At 64.5% G+C, this 16,067-nt stretch carries 15 protein-coding genes; 10 read left to right on the top strand and 5 right to left on the bottom strand.

All coding sequences use genetic code 11. The features are described 5' to 3' along the window. Together VNF07_06750 and VNF07_06745 are read right to left on the bottom strand one after the other, a co-directional pair. Positions 1–271: IS66 family transposase zinc-finger binding domain-containing protein (locus VNF07_06750; GenBank protein ID HVB05925.1), on the bottom strand; the 271-nt coding region annotated here is incomplete at its 3' end. Positions 272–322: 51 nt separating this feature from the next. Then, positions 323–562: a DUF6444 domain-containing protein gene (locus VNF07_06745; protein ID HVB05924.1), complete on the bottom strand. Its 240-nt coding sequence runs from the start codon at positions 560–562 to the stop codon at positions 323–325. 390 nt (positions 563–952) lie between these two features. On the opposite strand from VNF07_06745, the gene VNF07_06740 reads away from it, so the two are divergent. The 6 genes from VNF07_06740 to VNF07_06715 all read left to right on the top strand — a co-directional run bounded on the left by VNF07_06740 (position 953) and on the right by VNF07_06715 (position 7,575). Further along, complete coding sequence (locus tag VNF07_06740; protein ID HVB05923.1) at positions 953–1,846, top strand: branched-chain amino acid ABC transporter permease; 894 nt, start codon at positions 953–955, stop codon at positions 1,844–1,846. Further along, entirely contained in the window at positions 1,846–2,817 is a 972-nt protein-coding gene (locus VNF07_06735) for a branched-chain amino acid ABC transporter permease (GenBank protein ID HVB05922.1), read from the top strand. The genes VNF07_06740 and VNF07_06735 overlap by 1 nt, the downstream gene beginning before the upstream one ends. A gap of 45 nt (positions 2,818–2,862) precedes the next feature. Then, positions 2,863–3,618 (top strand): ABC transporter ATP-binding protein, encoded by a 756-nt coding sequence (locus VNF07_06730; GenBank protein ID HVB05921.1) that lies wholly within the window; start codon positions 2,863–2,865, stop codon positions 3,616–3,618. A gap of 40 nt (positions 3,619–3,658) precedes the next feature. Further along, positions 3,659–4,384, top strand: coding sequence for an ATP-binding cassette domain-containing protein (locus tag VNF07_06725; protein ID HVB05920.1), 726 nt, complete (start codon positions 3,659–3,661; stop codon positions 4,382–4,384). A gap of 217 nt (positions 4,385–4,601) precedes the next feature. Continuing rightward, positions 4,602–5,759 (top strand): ABC transporter substrate-binding protein, encoded by a 1,158-nt coding sequence (locus tag VNF07_06720; GenBank protein ID HVB05919.1) that lies wholly within the window; start codon positions 4,602–4,604, stop codon positions 5,757–5,759. A gap of 232 nt (positions 5,760–5,991) precedes the next feature. Beyond that, positions 5,992–7,575 (top strand): FAD-dependent monooxygenase, encoded by a 1,584-nt coding sequence (locus VNF07_06715; GenBank protein HVB05918.1) that lies wholly within the window; start codon positions 5,992–5,994, stop codon positions 7,573–7,575. Between the two features lie 211 nt (positions 7,576–7,786). Here VNF07_06715 and VNF07_06710 read toward each other — a convergent pair whose 3' ends face one another. Together VNF07_06710 and VNF07_06705 are read right to left on the bottom strand one after the other, a co-directional pair. Continuing rightward, positions 7,787–8,659 (bottom strand): hypothetical protein, encoded by an 873-nt coding sequence (locus VNF07_06710; protein HVB05917.1) that lies wholly within the window; start codon positions 8,657–8,659, stop codon positions 7,787–7,789. A 160-nt stretch (positions 8,660–8,819) separates the two neighbouring features. After that, positions 8,820–9,749: an amidohydrolase family protein gene (locus tag VNF07_06705; protein ID HVB05916.1), complete on the bottom strand. Its 930-nt coding sequence runs from the start codon at positions 9,747–9,749 to the stop codon at positions 8,820–8,822. Positions 9,750–9,922: 173 nt separating this feature from the next. On the opposite strand from VNF07_06705, the gene VNF07_06700 reads away from it, so the two are divergent. From VNF07_06700 to VNF07_06685, 4 genes are all read left to right on the top strand, one after another. Beyond that, positions 9,923–10,600, top strand: coding sequence for a class II aldolase/adducin family protein (locus VNF07_06700; GenBank protein ID HVB05915.1), 678 nt, complete (start codon positions 9,923–9,925; stop codon positions 10,598–10,600). 105 nt (positions 10,601–10,705) lie between these two features. Beyond that, positions 10,706–11,266 carry a redoxin domain-containing protein gene (locus tag VNF07_06695; protein HVB05914.1) on the top strand — a complete coding sequence of 187 codons (561 nt, stop codon included), beginning with the start codon at positions 10,706–10,708 and terminating at the stop codon, positions 11,264–11,266. 601 nt (positions 11,267–11,867) lie between these two features. Then, positions 11,868–12,464 carry a hypothetical protein gene (locus VNF07_06690; GenBank protein HVB05913.1) on the top strand — a complete coding sequence of 199 codons (597 nt, stop codon included), beginning with the start codon at positions 11,868–11,870 and terminating at the stop codon, positions 12,462–12,464. A gap of 667 nt (positions 12,465–13,131) precedes the next feature. Next, on the top strand, positions 13,132–14,604 hold the full coding sequence (locus VNF07_06685; GenBank protein HVB05912.1) for a DUF4157 domain-containing protein: 1,473 nt from the start codon (positions 13,132–13,134) through the stop codon (positions 14,602–14,604). Between the two features lie 1,056 nt (positions 14,605–15,660). Here the strand turns inward: VNF07_06685 and VNF07_06680 are convergent. Next, a complete protein-coding gene (locus VNF07_06680) occupies positions 15,661–16,020 on the bottom strand; it encodes a DUF6788 family protein (GenBank protein HVB05911.1) in 360 nt (119 codons plus the stop codon). Positions 16,021–16,067: the final 47 nt, after the last annotated feature.

The raw sequence follows: 16,067 nt of genomic DNA, 5'->3' as shown, positions 1-16,067 counted from the left end.
GCTGGTGGACGGCGAGGTAGCAGGCGAGCGCCCGCACCCCATAGCCGTAGCAGGCCGGAGCCGTCGCCTCCCTCGGCGCCTCGGCCTTGACCTCGCAACCGCACCGGCACCGCAGCCGCAGCAGGTGGTGCTCTCTCACGTAGGGTCGGATCTTCGGGAGGTCGAAGACCTGGCGGACCTCATCGTCGACCACCTCGGCATCGCTCAGCTCCGCCCCGCAGTCCGGGCACGCCGAAGGCGCGTGGACAAGCACCTCGTCGGGGTCGGCCACCTTCGCGAGGTGATTGCCCTCCGCGCCGGGCTGCTTTCCCTGGCGACGCGCCTACGCCCGGCGCTGTGCACGGTTTCCGGCGGGGAGCCTTCCGAGCCCTTCGGCCGACGGCGGCATCGAGGAGTTGCGCGGGTTGCGCCCGAGGCGCTCCTCGAGATCCGACAGCCGAGCCTCGAGCTCGGCGATGGGTGAGTCGCGTATAGCGAGCGCGGCACGCAGCTCGGCATTCTCCGCCGCCATAGCGGCGACCTGTTCCTTCAGTTCCTCATTGGAGGCCTCGTCGAGCTCCACGAACACCAGTCCAGTCGGTGCGCGATGAAATCGCGAGCATTGTGCAACCACAAATGCGCTGGCCGTGCGTTTTCAAGACTTCCCTACAAGAGAGCCGCCTGCCTGATGGCCAGGGTCGCCTCAGACACCTGAACAGTTACCCTTCCGAGCGGCTCTGTGGTAGAACGATCGCCACGAGCGCGCTGTCATTTCGTATGATCAAGTGCCAGCAGCCTGGAGAGCCGCCGCGTTGGCTCAGAATGTTGAAGCATTACGAAAACAACGGACACAACTGACCCTTGGGGGGACAGCGTTGAGGCGTTCTGGCGGAGATTTTCCGCGCGGCGATCGGGCGGACTCAGTTCACGATTCGATGGCCGTCTGGCAGGCGGACCATCATCTGGTGCAGCGATGACGCTCTTCATCGCGTCCACGGGCTTTGGCATCGTCGTCGCCTCGATTCTCATGATCGCGTCGGTCGGGTTCACGCTCCAGTGGGGGGTTTCGAACGTCCTCAACCTGGCCTACGTGGACTTCATGATCCTCACGCCCTACCTGGACTACTCCCTTAACCAGCAGTTGCACCTCGACAAGTGGCTCTCGATCGTGTTGTCCGTTGCCGGCGTCGCGCTCGCGTCCGTGGCCTTCAACCAGTACCTGCTCCAGCCGTTCGTGAAGCGCGGGATCCGGTTCTTCTACCTCCTCATCATCGCGTTCGCGGCCGGCACCATCCTCGAGTATGTGATTCTCGCGATTTGGGGTCCGACGTTCTTCAACATCTCGGTCGGGGGGAACAACACCTACTCGCTTGCTGGCCTCAAGCTCAGTGAGGCGCAACTGATCATCATCGCAATCGCGGTCGCTTCGATGATCGGCATCCACCTGCTCCTTACCCGCACCGACTTCGGCCGCTCAATGCGAGCGGTCGCGATCAACCCGATGCTCGCCCAGTGCTCGGGAATCCGAACCTCCGCGGTGCTCAATGCGACCTGGTTCCTCACCGGGACGATGTGCGGGATTGCTGGCCTCGTGCTCGCTTTCAACACGGCCACGTTCGACGTGAACACGGGCGCTGCCTTTCTTGCGGAACTGCTCGCGGCCGTGGTGCTTGGGGGCATCGGTTCCCCGTACGGAGCGATGGTCGGAGCGATCATCATCGGTGTCGTCGCCGAGTGGGCTGCACTACTCATCGATCCTTTCTTCAATGTTGTCGTCGCGTTGGTCGCGCTGGTCGTGACGCTGCTGTTCCGACCGGAGGGGCTCGTTCGCTCGCTCACCTCGAGCACTGGTGGAGGAACCGCCTGATGGCCTACGCGGTCACCCTCGGGGTGTACTTCTTTACCCAGCTCATCTTGGTGCTTTCGGCGAACCTGCAGCTCGGGCTCATGGGCATGGCAAACCTAGGCTTTGTCCTTTTTCTCGGCCTCGGTGCCTACGTGACAGCGATCCTTTCCTTGGGCGCGCCGAACGCGCTCTCGTTACAGCACTATTTCTTCGGAGCATCGTTGCCCTTCCCGCTCCCCCTGCTCCTCGCGATGGTGGTCGGCGCGGTGCTCGGCCTCATCGTGGGCCTGATCTCGCTCTACCGGATGCGAGGTCACTATCTCGCCATCGTGACGCTTGCCATCTTGAGCATCGTGTGGACGGTCGTCGACGGCTTTCCGAACTTTCTCGGTGGCGAGAACGGACTCGACTCGATCCCACAGCCGTTCTCCTCATCGGTGACGACCTATAACGCGTACCAGTGGTTGTTCCTCGGGATCGCCGCATTTTTCTGCATCCTTGTCTTCTGGTTCAGCGAGCGATTTTTCAAGTCGCCGCTCGGCCGGATGGCGAAGTCGATACGGGAGAACGAGGCCGCGGCCGCGACGCTCGGCATCAATCCGTTCAAAGTGCGCCTCATCGCGACGGTGTGTGGCTCGGCCATGGCGGCGCTGGCCGGCGGGCTGCTGGCGGAGTACGTGACGGTCTGGGGCATGCAACCTTGGTCCTTCACAGAGATCTTTCCTGCGACCGCGGCGATGATCATCGGTGGTCGAGCGAACAACTGGGGTGCCGCAGTCGGCACTCTCGCGACGTTCATCCTCGTCGGCCAGGGCACGTCGTTTCTCCCTGGATTCTCGAACAATCCGGAACTCAGCTACGCGATCCAGTGGATCATCTACGGGGTCGCGCTGGTAGCGTTCTTGTGGTTCCGGCCGCGAGGGCTCATCCCGGAGCAGAAGTCCAAGTGGCGACGTGCGCCCGCGCCTCTCGGACTAGCGCGTTCTCGATGATGAATGACGCCGTGACGGTTCACACCCGGGTAAAGGCGGAAGTCCGTGACTGATGCCATCTTGAGTTGCGAACACGTGAGCCGCTCGTTCGGCGGTGTACGCGCCGTCGTCGATGCCTCCTTGGAGATCGAGCGGGGCACTGTGACTGGGCTCATTGGGCCGAACGGCGCCGGGAAGTCGACGCTCGTCAACGTCATCTCGGGTCACATCCGTCCCGAGGATGGGACGGTGCGCTTCAACGGCCAGGACATCACTGGTCTACCGCCGTATCGCGTTGCGCGCACCGGGCTTATCCGGACGTTCCAGCTTTCGAGCGAGTTTCCCTGGATGACACTGCTCGAGAACATGCTTGTGGCGCCGAAGCAGATTGGGACCAGCTTTGGTCGAGCGATCTTCAACCGGCGGAGCTGGATCGACGAGGAGTACCGGCTCCTCGCGAAAGCCCGCGAGTACCTGCAGTCCTTCGGGCTTGGCGCGCTGGAGAATGAGTACGCGGGCAACCTCTCGGGTGGCCAAAAGCGCCTGCTCGAGATCGCGCGGGCACTGATGGCCGAGCCGGAGATGCTCGTGCTCGACGAACCGATGGCCGGCGTGGCCGGGGTGCTCATCGATCGCATCGTCGATCACATCCTCGAACTCGGACGCTCGGGTCTCACGTTCCTTGTGATCGAACACGACCTCGAGGTGGTGGACCGGCTCTGCGAGACGGTCTACGCGATGGCTCAAGGGAGCGTGCTCTCACGGGGCACGATGGCCGAGCTCCGCCAGGACGAACGAGTGCTCGAGGCCTACCTTGACTGAGGCGACGACGTCCTTTGTCACCGGCACTCACCGTTTGCGCGTGGATCAGCTGATCGCGGGCTATGGGCCTGTCCCGATTGTGAAGGAGGCGTCGATCGGGACCGAGTCGGGTCGCCTGGTCGCCCTCATCGGTCCGAACGGCGCGGGGAAGTCCACGCTGCTGAAGGCCATGATGGGCCTCCTGAAGCCACAATCGGGTTCAGTGTCGCTCGATGGACGCGATCTCACCGGGCTGCGACCCGACGAGATGGTGAAGGCAGGGATTGGCTACGTGCCCCAGGTCGGCGATGTTTTCGATCACCTCACGATCAGTGAAAACCTGATGATCGGCGGGATTACCAACAAGGCCGCCCGAGAGCACAAGCGCGAGGAGCTGCTCGAGCTCTTTCCACTCCTCGCGAGCAGGATGCGCCAGCGCGCCCGAACACTGAGCGGAGGAGAGCGCCGGGTGCTCGCGATCGCCCGGGCGCTGATGAGCTCGCCGAGTGCGATCTTGATGGACGAGCCGAGCGCAGGGCTGTCGCCGAGGGCGATGAAGACGGTCTGGGAGCACCTCGAGCTGCTCCGCTCCCAGCAGCTTGCGCTCCTCGTCGTCGAGCAGAAGGCGAAGGCGATCATGGAGATCGCCGACTGGGTCCATGTCCTCGTCGACGGCAAGAACGCGGTCGAGGCGAGCGGGGTCGAAATGCTCGAGAACCTGCACGACCTCGGCCGGATCTTCATGGGCCAGCAGGTTGTCCTCCGATCGCAGGACGGACGTGCGTAGAAGTCAGAATATTGGCGACATAGGTGCTTGGGTGGTTGCCCAGCGAACACAGAGGGGGGAAGAAATGAGACATCCAACTGTTGGGAGGGTGTTGTCGAGAAATGGGAAGGTAGCTGCCGCAGTGCTGGCGCCAGTCCTGGCGCTCGCCGCATGCGGAGCGAGCAACGCTGCGGTTCCACAATCGAAAGCCCCGAGTGGCACACCGGTCCTCTTTGACGTGTTCAGCCCGTTCTCGGGCGCAAATGCGTTCATCGGCACGACGTTCAACCTGCCGCCGGTGAAGATGGGTATTTCGATCATCAATAAGGCGGGTGGGATCCTCGGGCGCCCGGCCCAGGTGGTCTCGACGGACTCCGGCTCGGACCCGGTGGACGCGGTCCCCGCCCTGCAGCGGATGTTCGTCCAGCATTCGAACCTTTCCGGCATGGAGGGGCTCGATTCGAGCAATGCGACCGCACTCGCTCCGGTGGTCAACCAGCACCAACTCGTCACGATGAGCCTTGCTGGCCCGCCACAGCTCGACCACAGCAACTACAAGTTCCTCTACCGGCTCTCGTCCCCGGACTCGGTCCAGGGAGTCGCGATGGCGCAGTCCGTCTTGCACTTTGGAAACAAGAAGATCGCGCTCATGTTCGACTCGAGCGGCACCGCCCAGTCGAACGTGCCGTCGATCGTGGCCGAGGTGAAGGCCCACAACGGGGACATCGTGCTCAACGAGACCCTCCCGGTCGATCAGTCGTCGTACCGAACCGAGGTGGAAAGGCTCGCCTCCTCACACGCCCAGATCCTCATTACCGAGACGGACCCACAGACGGCGGCGACGATGTTCTCGGACATGAAGCAGCTCGGCCTTCTCGGGATGACGGTCATCGGCGGCGGTGAGAACGACAGTCCGCAGTACTTCTCGACGGTGGCAAAGGCGTTGGGCGGGATGGCCGTCTTGGCGAAGTTCCTTTACATCGAGAACATCGCACCCGCGAGCGCGCCCGGCCAGCCGTACTTCAACAAGGAGTACAGCAAGTACTACCCGAAGGCGGGGGCCCCGGTGCCGCCGCAGTACTCGCTGTATGACGGGCTGAACATCATGGCCCTTGCGATGGACGAGGCGCACTCGACGAGCCCGAGCAGGTACCTGAAGTACATCAAGAAGGTCACGAACAACCCCGGGGCGACGGTCGTCAGCACCTACGCCCAGGGCTACGCCCTCTTGAAGCAGAACAAGAAGATCCAGTACGAGGGGGCCTCCGGCCAGCTCATCTTCAACCAGTGGAACTGGCCCCCGTCGGGCTTCCAGCTGTTGAAGCTGCAGCCGAGCGGCCAGCTGAAGGTCGTGTTCTCGCAGCCTGCGGCATCGATCAACAAGTACTTCAAGTAAGCGCCGACTCGCCAATGGGGTGAAGCCGGCCTCGCGCCGACTTTGCCTGTGAGGTGCCGCCGGTTCTGGCACGATCTGGGCCAGAACCGGCGGCGCGCGTCGTTCGAGCAACAGCAGCGAGAACATCAGCAACGAGCGGCGTTCGGGGTCGGCCTCGGCTGGACGGTGTTGACCGAACGCGGCACTGCACCGGCTCGTCCACGTTGCTCCGGTTCGCAAGTGAGGAGTGAGAGTGCCAGGGCACGTACAGGTTGTGATCGTCGGTGGCGGTCCGGTCGGGGTAGGACTCGCGGTCGAGCTCGGCCAGCGAGGGGTGAGCTGCATCGTCGTCGAGCGCCACCTCGGTGTCGGTCGGATCCCGAAGGGCCAGAATCTCACTCAGCGAACGCTCGAGCACTTCTACTTCTGGCACTGCGTCGAGGAGCTGCGCGGGCGGCGACTGCTCCCTCCCGGCTACCCGATCGGCGGGCTCACCGCCTACCGTGACTTCCGCTCGGACTACTGGCACGTGACCGCAGGCCTCGAGCGGATCCGGGACTACTACTTCCAACGCAACGAGCGTCTGCCGCAGTTCCTGACCGAAGAGGTGCTGCGCGAGCGAATGGCCGAGCTGCCGTCCGTCGAGGCGCGTTTCGGTTGGATGGCCAAGGAGATCAGCCACGACGGCGCCGAGGTGCGCGTGCGGATCGCTGGCGAGGAGTGGCCCTACGAAGAGGACGAGATCACTGCCGAGTACCTCGTCGGTTGTGACGGAGCCCGCTCTCTCGTGCGCGAGTCGGTCGGCATCGAGCGCGAGGGTCCGAACTACGACCAGAAGATGCTCCTCGCCGTCTTCCGCTCGACCGAGCTCCACGACGCGCTCACCCGGTATCCAGAGCGCACGACCTACCGGGTCATGAAGCCTGAGCACCGCGGCATTTGGCAGTTCTTCGGGCGGGTCGAGGTCGGCCAGACCTGGTTCTACCACGGGCCAGTGCCATGGGAGACCAAGACGGACGACCGCGAGGAGATGAAGCGTCTCATTTATGAGGCGGCCGGGTTCGAGTTCCCGATCGAGTTTTCCCATGTCGGCTTCTGGGAGCTGCGGATCGAGGCCGCAACCACCTACCGCGCGGGGCGGACCTTCATCGCCGGCGACGCGGCGCACAGCCACCCGCCCTACGGGGGTTTCGGTCTCAACACCGGCCTCGAGGACGTCGCGAACCTTGGATGGAAGCTCGCTGCGGCCCTCGAAGGCTGGGGCGGGGATCAACTTCTCGAGTCCTACAGTCTCGAGCGGCAGCCGGTCTTCAAGGAGACCGGCGAGGAGGTGATCGCGGGCTGGATCGCGACCGAGCGGGACTTCCTCGAGCGCTATTCACCCGAGCGGAATCGCGCCGAGTTCGAGGCCGAGTGGGACAAGCGCACGCAGGGCGACACGGCGGCACCGACCTACGAGCCGAATTATGAGGGCTCGCCGGTCGTCTTCGGCCCCCCGGGTGCCAAGGTGGGCGCCGAGGGTCGACACTCCTTCGAGGCGAGGGCGGGCCACCATCTCGCGCCCGTGGTGCTCTCGTCGGGCCGGAACGTATTCGAAGAGCTCAGCACCGGCTTTACGCTCCTCGATCTTGCCGGCGGCGCGCACGACGCGTTCTCCGAGGACGCGAAGGCGCTCGGCGTGCCGCTCTCCGTGGTGACCGATACCTATGAGGGCTCCCGCGCCGAGCTCGGAGCGCGCCTCGTTCTCATTCGCCCCGACCAGTACGTGGCGTGGTGTGGCGACGAATCTCCGTCCGACCCCGCAGCCGTTCTCCGCCGGGCGGCCGGCCAGGATTGAGACACCAGCCGCTCGGTGCCCACGCCTCCTCGAAGAGCACATCTCGAGCCAGAAGGACTGCGGGCTCTTGCGCTTTCCCTTCGATCGCGAGGCGAACAAGAACTGACGCTTCTGCCTGCTCGCCGCGGCCGACCTCGTGCGGTCGTTGCAGTTCCTCTGTGTCGAGGCGACCTCGAGAGTCGATCAACTGCTCTGTGTCCTCAGCTCGGTCTCATCCCTCGAGCGCGACGAGCTGTTCGGGGAGTACTTCGCCCCCGGCGAGGCCCCAAGAGCGCATCCAGCTGTAGGTCTCGGTGAGCCGCTCGCGCGGATACGGCGTGACGTGGATGTAGTGGAGGAAGTGGCCGGACAGCTCCTCGGGGCGAAGCTCGCCGTTGGTGGGTTCCACCAACAGGTGCGCGTAGTCAGTCGGTGCTGCATTGATCCGATCGACCGCCTCGTTGATCGAATCTAAGTAGGCGCTTCGCGCGTCGGAGGAGAGGTTGGCACCGACGACCTCAGCGCCCCGGTAGAAGGTCGAGGCGATGATGTGCGCCCCGAGCTTGAGGGCCAAACTGATGAACGGCTCCATGAGCGCAACGACTCTGGAGCCCCCCGAGCGGAGCTGCTCCATCCGGTAGTCCGGGCCGCCGACGTGTTCGATGCGGACGCGCTCGCGCGGAAGCGCGCCCTCGAGGAGCTGCAACGTCGTGTAGTGGGATCCGGTGAACTCGTTCACCCCGACGGGAATGTCACCGAGATCGTGCGGCTCGTTCAGCGTCGGGTCAAAGGTGAGCAGCGCCTGCGAGGCGACGGCCGCCCGCAGGATCGCGACCTGCCCCGGTCGGCTGCCACGCTCGAGTCGGTCGATGCTCGCCCATTCGCACACGTTGTAGACGTCAGCGATTCCTGCCTCGAATTGTGATTCCTTCAGGCGGGCAAAGACGTCGCGCTCCGCGAGCGGGCGATCCTCGTAGCGGCCAGAGAGCTCAACACTCAGGCCGCGACTCTCGAAGATCCCCTCCTCGATCCCAACCAGCACCGGGAGGTCAAAGGCCCGACCATTCGGGGCGACCTTCAAATGTCCGTCCACGTTGCTGCTCATGAGGAACCCCATCTCTTGCTGGCATCAGGACAACTGGCGACCATACGTGGGCGTCGGTGTCAGATACACCTCGACTCATCATCGCGGACGCACGGCCATCGCCGACGAAATCTGATGCCGGCCGTAGGTAGGCAATTGCGCCATTGCTGGCCCAATCGCGTCAGCGTCCCAACAATTCAAGCGCGTTCGCTGAGCTGACTCGCTCCTGGTCGGCTGGGTCGAGACCGGCGGCAGCGAGCGTTGCAGCCACCCGCGCGCGCGTCGCTGCGGTCAGACCGATCGGCCAGTCGCTCCCGACGAGAACGTGATCGCTTCCGAGGAGATCGACGGCGTAGCGCACCGCGCTCGGCTCGAAGCCCATCGTGTCGAAGTAAATATGCCAACGCTCGGCCTCGGGCGTCGTGCGCCTCAGGCGCTCGGCACCTTGCAGGGTTCCCGCTACGACAAGACCGCCGCCACCGAGCCAGGCGAACACGATCCGCAGCCCATGCACCTCGTCCAGCACGCCGGAGTTCACAAGAGCAAGCAAGCTTGCCGCGCTCGAAGTGCCGCGGGCGAGCATCCGTCCCCAGTTCCCCAGCGGTGCAAGTTCCGCGCTGAGCTCAGCCAGGCTGACGGGGTGAGCGAAGACCGGCACCCCAAGATCGGCAGCGGCCTGCAGCGTCGCACGTGCTTCGGGGGCATCGAGAAAGCGGTCACCGTGCGCACAGTCGACCACGATTCCCGAAAGGCCGAGCTCGCGGCTCGCCCGCTCAACCTCAAGGGCTGCATCATCGCCCTGAAACGCATCGATCGTGGCGAGCCCTGCAAGGTGGTCGCGATGGTCGAGGACCTCGGCGAGATGGTCGTTCATCGCCCGCATGACAGGAATCCCAAGACGCTCGCCATCCGGTGTGACAAGCGCTGGGGGTGCACTCAGCACTCGGAGGTCCATCCCGACTTCTGCTTGCTCGCGGAGCAGGCCATCAAGGTCAGCAATGCGCTGCGCGAGTCCCATCCAGCGCGCAACATGCTCCGGGAGGGAGTTGACAGGTGGCAAGGCTGGCCACTCGGGGCCCGCGTAGTGACAGTGGAAGTCGACGATGGTCATCACGGCTGCCTCAGTCATGGGTGCCCTCCTCCCGGTTGGCGCGACGCTATTCGATTCCGGGGAGGTGACCAGGGTCGAGGCGGGCGATCAGCATGAGTCCGACAGGCTCACCACGACCTCCGAACTACGCTCGGCCTCTCGCCACTCCGAGTGAGCGCCGGAAGGAGAAGGCGATGACCACGACCTCACATGGCCCGTCTCACCTCGACGAGCGGATTGCTGTCGTCAACGCATCGTCAGGATTCTTTCGGGCTGGCATCATGTCGCACTCAGGCCACGCCAACTTCTCGGCGCGGGTCAATTCTGAGGAGATAGTCCTCACGTCAACCGGTCAGGTGCGGGAGCTCACGGTCGAAGACTTCGCGGTGGTCCGCCTCGATGGAGGCCTCGTCGAAGGCGATCTCGCTCCGACCAATGCCGAGATCATCACCATGCACACCAAGGTCTACCTCGCACGCCCTGAGGTCGGTGCCGTCGTCCACACCCACTCGCCGAACCTCCTTGCCTTCGCGATGGCGAACCTTCCTGTTCCCGCCCGCTACGAGGCGCTGCTCCGCTTCGGGCAAGCAGAGGAGGTGCCAGTCGCTGCGTGGGCGCCGCGCGGATCGGAGCGTTCCGTCGAGGCGATCGTCGAACTTGTCCGGGAACGCCCTGGCACAAACGCCGTCCTCCTCGGCAATCACGGCGTGCTCGTGTTCGGAGCAAGCGTGGAAGCGACCGCGGCACTGCTCACTGTCCTCGAGGAAGCAGCCGAGGCGGAATTGGGGGCGATGGCCCTCGGTGGCGCGAAAAGTCTGCCTGACGGCGCACTTGAGGCCGTTCGCGTCTCGATGGCGAGGGTCGCGCCGTAGCCACGTAACGACGTTGCGCGTGCCCCATCGGTGCCAGGCGACTCGTCGGCAGCCAGACTCGTGGCACGACGGAGTTGTCTGGTCGAAGAGTTACGACTACCGAAGGTGCAGGTACCCCGACGGTCGTCAATCGACGAGAGCGCGTTTCACGAGATACTTGGTCGCGCGTTCGCCACAGAGGGAGTGGACAAGATGGAAGGTCTCAACAACGGCGACGCTTTCCCGAAATTCGAGCTTCCGGTCGTCGGCGGCGGAAGGCTCGTATTGCCAGACGATCTCGCTGGTTCGTATGCCGCGGTGCTCGCGTACCGCGGGTCGTGGTGCGGCTTCTGCAATGCGCACCTGGCGAGCTTCCAGGAGGCGATGCCGCGTCTTACCGAGGCGGGGATTGCGGTCGTGGCCTTCTCGGTCGACGACGGGGCGCACGCGAAGGAGACGGTGGACCGGCACGGCCTCACCTTCCCGATCGGTTACGGCGTCGATCTCGAGGAGATGGCCATGCTGCTCAGGGGTTACATAAACCGTGACCGCGGGGTGCTCGAGGCGTCGAACTTCCTCCTGACACCTGACGGACGAATCGAGGTCGCGGTGTACTCGTCGAAGACGATCGGACGCCTCGTCCCCGACGACGTAATCACCTACGTCAACCGTCAACGTTCTCGCTGACGGAGGATAAGGAGCGGACCCGGGGGCCACTTGCTCCCGGGTCCGCTCGCGACAACATTCAGCTCTTCTCGACGTAGCCGCGGCATCGGGTCATGGCCGGATCGCACTTCGGCGGGGCACCAGCGAAGGCGAATGCCACATCACTGGGGATAGGCACGGTTGGTTGGAATGCTTAGGTAGGCGTGTTCCTGCGAAGCGCGGATTGACAGGCGCCCGCGACTATCAGCAGGGCCGCAACCATCGCAATGTCACCGTTCTCGAACCGAGCCCGGATCGCAGCTCGTCGTTCGCGGCGTCCGCCGAGGATCTCTCCTCGAACGGGCGGGGGTGCGGGGGGCGGAGCCCCGGTGCTCTTCTTCGTGGCTCTCTCGGACCAGGCGTAGCGGGACGACACATGCGGCGAGATCTGATCTGCGCTGCCGTCTCTTGACACTCGACTGTCATTCGGGCGTGCAATCTGTGTTCGCGACCGGCACGAGCGGGGCACCCTTCGGTCTCCCACAACGCCTCTTCACGGACGGTCGTCCGTCCAAGAGCGTTGCTTGACACGAGGTTGGATCAAGACAAGGGTCCGCTTGTGCGTCCCATCAGGATCATCGGAGTGGCGGTCGTGCTCGCGCTGTCGGCGGCGGGTACTGCCGCGGCTACCACGACACCGTTATCGCTCAGCGCTCGCCTGATCGAATCGAGTGAGTTTCCCGGTTTCGTGTCCGTGTCTGGACAGTCGACGACACTGGACAAGACTTCTCAGCAGTGGGAGAGCGGCTCGGGCGATACCGCGGCTCAATCTGCGACAGATATCGCCCGACTTCGCAAGGAGGGCTTCGTTGCCGTGGTCATCCGCCAGCTCGGCACGCCCATACAAGAGCCCTGGAGCGGACTTTCGTGGGTCATGCAGTTGGGCGCGCCGAAGGATGCCCTAAGTGAGCTCGCCGCCGACGTCCAGAAGGAGAAGTCGACGACCAAGTCGCCAGACACCTACCAGTCGTTCCGAGTCAGCGGAATACCCAACGCTCGTGGCTACCGACTGAGCGGAAGTTCAGGTACTGGCTACAACGTCGTCTTTGCAGACGGGGCATTCCTGTACCTGCTTGGGTTTGGGTGGTCCGGCAATCCCAAGAAGCCGCCTACTCAGGCACAGCTCATCGCCGCCGCGACAAAGCAGTACAAGCGAGTACACGGACACCCTGCCACGTAGGGCATTGCTTCGGAGATGCCGCATCGTCGTCCCAACCGGATCGGCAGTCAGTTAGCCCTTAACGCGTGCCGGGAGCTGGGTTGAGACCTGTGTCAGCTACCACCGGGTAGGGCGCGCACAGATCAGCGCCCGGAGGCCGGTCCAGCGCGAGCGCCGAATCGGCCTCGCGCCCGCAACCCCCACCAGGGTCCGGCAGAACTCGAACGTCCCTGGCTCGGTCCGAGCTGCGCCTCGCAGCTCCTCGTTCGTGGCGTCCGCCCCGAGGGCTCTCCCTGAAAGGGCCGGGGGGCGGGGGGCGGAGCCCCGGTGCTCTTCTTCGTGGCTCTCTCGGACCAGGGGCAGCGGGACGACAGATGCGGCGCGAACCGTGGATCGGGTCGGCTATTGCCGCGGCGTCGAGCGTCGTTCGGTACGAAGTTCTGTTCCCGCACACCCTCAAGGCGCATCAGGGACGGACCAACACGTGGTCAGCCCGCTACCACCGCGTATGCCCTGGTGGGGAGGTCGAGACCGATTTCGGAGGCGATGAACGTCTGACTTCCAACTCCACGGCGGACGGAACAACTCTCCTTACCGCTGACCGACCTTCCGCGATACCATCCGCGTCAGTGCGGTGCCCTGTGCCGCGCTGAACATTTTTTAGACTCATGCGCCGAGGTGGGAGACGTTGGGCGTCTTGCGGCAGCAGCGGTGGATGGCGAATCGACGTGACAATGCTCCGACGAGCGCGCGACGTTTCCCGGCCGCGGGCCCGCTCGACCAGATCGCTTCAGGCGAGCGGTCCGTGCTCATGCTCCAACGAACTGTCGGCAACCGCGCCGTTACCGCGCTACTCCAGAATCGACACGATCCCGGATCATCCAACATCCTCGTCGGGGACGCTGGCAGCGACCATGAGCGCAACGCAGATGATGTTGCACGTGCTGTCGTCGCCGATCTCGAGGGCCCAAGAGCGCGGGGTGCAAGCAGTTCCGGCCGGCCGGGCGTCATGCACAGGGGGGAGGAAACTACCGTCCGGCGCGCAACGACCGAGGCGACCCCCGCCCTGAGGCTCAGCGGAGGCGAGTCTGGCGCTCCGTTGCCGGTCCAGCTTGAGCGTCGCTTGCACTCCGCAATCAGGGGCGGGCGCTCCCTGGACGGTGGAATCCGTCCCGCGGTGGAGCGGGCGACGGGAGCCGATCTCTCTGATGTCCGGGTGCACGACGGTACCGATTCGCACGAACTGAGCGGCAAACTCGGTGCCCGGGCGTTTACATATGGAAATAACGTCTTCTTTGGTAGCGGCGAGTTTGACCTGTCGTCTCCCAGGGGTAAGGAGCTCGTCGCGCACGAGCTCACCCACGTCGCACAGGGGAGCAGCACAATCGGACGGACGGTCATTCACCGCGCTGTCCAGACGAGCGGTGGCGACTGGCAGACGAACAACTACGGCCCGGTCAAAGACGGCGCAGAGATCGAGCTCGAGTTCATCCCGAACAGCAAAGTCAATGCGACGAAGATCGGACTGATCCAGAAAGCGAAGAAGATCGAGAGGGGCACCAACTACGACATCAGTGCCCGGAAGGATTACGAATCCGGTAGTACAACCCAGATGCCTGCACAGAAGCGCAAAGCGCAACGCTCCGAAGGGGAGAGCCATATCGACCGGGATATTAAGATGAACAACCCGATTTACGGGGCTCCCAACCTCGGCGACAAGCAAGGCATCACCGCAACGCCTATGAGCAAGCTCGACATGAGCCCAGAGGCCCAGAAACAGGGCACGGCGAGCAACTATCAGCTTGGCTACCGCTACAAGAAGGGCCTCATCTTCAAGAAGACCGCCGAAAGGAGCGCGAAGCTCTACGACAAGCCCAACATGCCCGGTGCGACAAACGCGGCGGGCGACAAAAAGAACCCCCAGAAGTCCGAGATGACCTTCGAGACCACCGCACACGCGATCGACGGTGTCCAAAAGGGCCAGTACTACGGCTCGGTCTCCTGGGGATTCAAGATCGACGACGGCAACGGCGCGGTACTGGAACCACTCGCCGTCGCCTCAGCGGGCAATACGACGGCTGCGATGAAACAGGTGATGACCAACTGGAACCAGGGTGAGTTCGACACCGGGAAGAAGAACCCGCAGATCCCGATCTGGTAGCGACAAGTACGCCAGGACTCGCTGGCTCGCTCCGACGTAACAATGCTGCTTCGGGCCAGCGTGCAGACACCTGGGCGACCCAGCGAACTTGGCTCCCATGCTCAGGAGCCGGACGTGAGTACTGGGCACCACACGATCTGCAAGGGTCGCACGGAGCGCCAGAGCATCGGCCAGATCGCACAGCCGAGCACCGAGACGGTGACAAATATTCGGCAGGCGCCCACAACCCTCCGCCAGGGTCCGGCAGAACTCGAACGTCCCCGCTCGGCCCGAGTTGCGCGGCGCAGCTCGTCGTTCGCGGCGTCCGCCCCGATGACCTGAGCGGGGCGTCGCCGTTCCGGGGAGCACGCCGCCCGACGATCAGGAGATGACGGATCTCCCGAGACAGGCGGCGAGCCGCCCGATGGCCAGAGCGTCGCCAGGTTCATCGGGCAAGCAAAAGTCATAGACAGGATCCAAGCAGCGACACACCATGGAAATCGGCCATCGTGAGGGGATTCACGGGGGTCCGAAGGTGATCTAGGTCGTCCCCTTTCGAGGGCATCTCGCGCGGCACGTCAGCGAGGCCCTGTGGGACACGACGTCGGCGCAGCTCGCCGACCCGCGCGCTCGTTGAGTGCGGGTCGATCAGTGCGCAGCTCGACGGCGAGCGCCGGCCGTTCGGAAGAACGGATCGCTCAGGTGAAGCTTCCGAACCACGCCTCCGCACGTTCTGGCTCCGGTCGCACTGGTCCCAATGCCCGGCTGTTGCTTGGGCGCGGACTCTCGAGGCCGCACGATGCGCCGGTTTCGTGCCAGCGACCAAGCGCCCCGCGACGCGCCCGGTGCGAACGCGTCGACGCGGCCGAGCAGCCCGTCGCGTCTCGGCGCTCGACAAGTGCGCCCGCGAGGACCGCGGCGGCCACCTCGAGCGGATGTTCCCCTGCCCGGCGTGCTCCGACCACGAAGCGGACCGGAGGCCCGTCGCTGTCGGTCCTCGCCAGCGCGGGTCGTGCGGAGCGCGCACCAGAGAGGGTCAGCGACGAAAGTCTCTGGCCAGGCAATCTGATGGCCTGCTCAACGCTTCGCCCCGGCTTCCTCGGGCTGTGACCCCACGACGACTCGGCGGTTACGCGCGACGGTCTCGTCTGCGCCGAGGGTCTCGAGCTGGTGGAGAAGCTCATGCAGGCGGCGGTCCGCGGCGATGAGCGGGCGAAGTCGCTCGGCCTCCTCGGCGGAGACGTTCGTCGTGACCTGGCGGCCCCCGCGTCGATGGGACCACGTCCAGTAGGGGCCGTGCAGTTCGGGCGGATCGGCGTTGCAGTGACAACCGGGGTTCTGGCAGCGGGTCATACGCGCGACGAGCGATCCCGGCACGACCGGGCCGATCTCGGCGATCTCGGCGAGGATCGCCCCCCGGCGGTCAAGTTCTTCCACCCACCCAGCATCCATCATCTTCTAGCTTGATATTACTAACGTGCAAG

This window comes from Acidimicrobiales bacterium, assembly GCA_035533595.1.
Lineage (GTDB): Bacteria > Actinomycetota > Acidimicrobiia > Acidimicrobiales > Bog-793 > DATLTN01.
The sequence above is the reverse complement of the archived record's forward strand: the minus strand, read 5'-3'. Positions and strand labels throughout refer to the sequence as shown.

Coding starts and splice junctions, on each gene's coding strand:
- VNF07_06710 (HVB05917.1), bottom strand. CDS start 8,659: ATGAGCAGCAACGTGGACGGACATTTGAAGGTCGCCCCGAATGGTCGG.
- VNF07_06735 (HVB05922.1), top strand. CDS start 1,846: ATGGCCTACGCGGTCACCCTCGGGGTGTACTTCTTTACCCAGCTCATC.
- VNF07_06700 (HVB05915.1), top strand. CDS start 9,923: ATGACCACGACCTCACATGGCCCGTCTCACCTCGACGAGCGGATTGCT.
- VNF07_06705 (HVB05916.1), bottom strand. CDS start 9,749: ATGACCATCGTCGACTTCCACTGTCACTACGCGGGCCCCGAGTGGCCA.
- VNF07_06740 (HVB05923.1), top strand. CDS start 953: ATGACGCTCTTCATCGCGTCCACGGGCTTTGGCATCGTCGTCGCCTCG.